Origin of the sequence: Nocardioides sp. (genome assembly GCF_034670285.1) — a bacterium.
In the GTDB taxonomy this organism is placed as follows: Bacteria; Actinomycetota; Actinomycetes; order Propionibacteriales; family Nocardioidaceae; genus Nocardioides.
In genome coordinates this window covers 1-2,031 of sequence record NZ_JAXMNS010000529.1, presented here as the reverse complement: position 1 = coordinate 2,031, position 2,031 = coordinate 1, and the positions used below count along the sequence as shown (strand labels likewise).

General features: G+C 72.7%; 2 protein-coding genes and 1 pseudogene. 1 reads left to right on the top strand and 2 read right to left on the bottom strand.

Annotated elements, in window-relative coordinates:
• Positions 1-232, top strand: a pseudogene (locus tag VOI19_RS18625) (glycerol kinase); the annotation flags it as partial.
• 53 nt (positions 233-285) lie between these two features.
• Here VOI19_RS18625 and VOI19_RS18620 read toward each other — a convergent pair.
• The gene (locus VOI19_RS18620; protein ID WP_323794432.1) at positions 286-1,206 is read right to left on the bottom strand and encodes a hypothetical protein; all 921 of its coding nucleotides are present in this window, start codon (positions 1,204-1,206) and stop codon (positions 286-288) included.
• Position 1,207: 1 nt separating this feature from the next.
• On the bottom strand, positions 1,208-1,852 hold the full coding sequence (locus VOI19_RS18615) for a response regulator transcription factor (protein WP_323794433.1): 645 nt from the start codon (positions 1,850-1,852) through the stop codon (positions 1,208-1,210).
• Between the last annotated feature and the right edge of the window lie 179 nt (positions 1,853-2,031).

Sequence of the window (2,031 nt, the reverse complement as noted above, 5' to 3'; positions counted from 1 at the left end):
CCAGGTGGGCGTGCCCGTCGAGCGACCACGGATGACCGAGACCACCGCCCTCGGAGCGGCCTTCCTCGCCGGCCTCGGCACCGGCGTGTGGGACTCCACCGACGACCTGCGCGAGACGTGGCAGCTCGAGCGGTCGTTCACCCCGAGCCCCGAGCGCGCCGAGGCCGACGCGTCGTACGCCGTGTGGCTCGACGCGGTCGAGCGCTCGAAAGGCTGGGCCACGCCCCGATAGTCCCTGACGATGTGGCCCCTCCCAGGCCCTCGCAGGGGCCACTTCGACAGGGACTACCGGAGGTCGTCGAGCGTGGCGGCGGCAGCGTCCCGGTCGGCCGTCGCCTCCTCCAGCGACGCGAGCGCCTCGGCCTGGACGGTCTCGACGTCACCGAGCTCGTCGTCGACCTCGTCGTAGGTCTCCTCGAGCGCAGCGATCTTGCGCTTGAGCTCGTCGATCTCGGCCTCCAGCTGCAGCTGTCGCGCCTGGAGACGCTCGACGTCGACGCCGGCGTCGTCATAGGCCGTCTGGGCTGCGACGACGTACTCCTGTGCCTCGTCGAGCGCCGACTGCGCAGCCGCACGCGCCTTCGCCCGCGCATCCGGGTCGGGTACGACGTGCAGGTCCGGGCGGCCGGACGGCCCGGCTGCGTCAGTGCTCTGGGCGCCCTGGGCGAGCTGGGGCGTCGCGGCGAACCCGAGGGCGTCCGGCACCGCGAGCGCGGCGGCGACGTCGACCTCCTCCACCCCGGTGGTGCTGAGCGCCGCGACCAGCAGGCCACTGCGCACGGCGAGCCCGCACCGCTCGTCGACCATCGCGGCGGTCAGGGTCGCCTCGACCTGGTCGGCCACCGCCTGGGTGACCTTGACGCCCTCCTCCGAGGCCAGGGAGCGCGCCTGCTGGGTGATCGCTGCTGTCAGCTGGCGACGTTGCCGGGTGAGCGCACGCAGGTCCTCGCCGGACATGCCGGCCTGGGCCTCACGCAGCGCAGCCCCCATCGTCAGCACCTGCTCGACCTGGTCGGCCTCGCGGCGCACGAACAGGTCGACGACCCAGGCGGCCAACGAGGCCTTGCGCAGCGCCTTCACCTCGCGTGCGAGGTCGGTCTCCCCCGCCGCCTTGAGCTCCTTGGCCCGGGCGTCGCGTGCGGGCGTGAAGTCGCCGAGCGCGCCGGCATAGAGCGCGTCGGCGATCTCGAGGAGCGAGGCGGTCACCTCAGTCGTCCTCGTCGAGACCCTGCTCGATCGCATACCGGGTCAGCTCGACACGGTTGTGCATCTGGAGCTTGCGCAGGGTGTTCTGCACGTGGTTTTGCACGGTGCGGTGCGAGAGCACGAGGCGCTCGGCGATCTGCTTGTAGGACAGGCCCTTGGCGACCATCTTGAGGATCTCGGTCTCCCGCTCGGTCAGCTCGGGGTGCCACGGGTCGTCGCGGGTCGCGGCGGTGGGATCCGAGAGCCGGCGGAACTCACCGAGCACCAGCCCGGCGAGACCGGGGGTGAACACCGAGTCGCCGCGGGCCACCCGTCGTACGGCGTCGAGGAGCTCCTCGCGCGAGGCCGACTTCACCAGGTAGCCCGTCGCGCCTGCCTTGACCGCCTCGAGGACGTCGTCCTGCTCGCCGGAGGCGGAGAGGATCAGCACCCGGGCGGACGGGTCGGTCTTCAGGACCGACGCGGTGACCTCGACTCCGTTGGGGCCCGGGATCTGCAGATCGAGCACGACGACCTGCGGACGCGCCGCCGGGAAGCGGGCCAGCGCCTGGTGGCCGTCGGCCGCGACGGCGACCACGTCGAGGCCCGCGGCCTGGAGGTCGCGCTCGACCGCGTCGCGCCACATGGGGTGGTCGTCGACCACCATCACCCGGATCTGCTCGTCGCTCACGAGGCGACCCTACGACCTCCCGAGGGCCGCGCCGGGTGCCGGCGCCTGACCCGCGAACGCCTCGGCGAGGTCGCGGTGCTGCCAGGAGAGCAGCGACACGACCAGGCGACCGGTGCGCTCGACCACGTCGGCCAGGTCGGAGTCGGGGTCGATCA

Bases quoted from the DNA above. Each gene is read 5' to 3' on its own strand.
- VOI19_RS18615 (WP_323794433.1), bottom strand. From the start codon at position 1,852: ATGGTGGTCGACGACCACCCCATGTGGCGCGACGCGGTCGAGCGCGAC.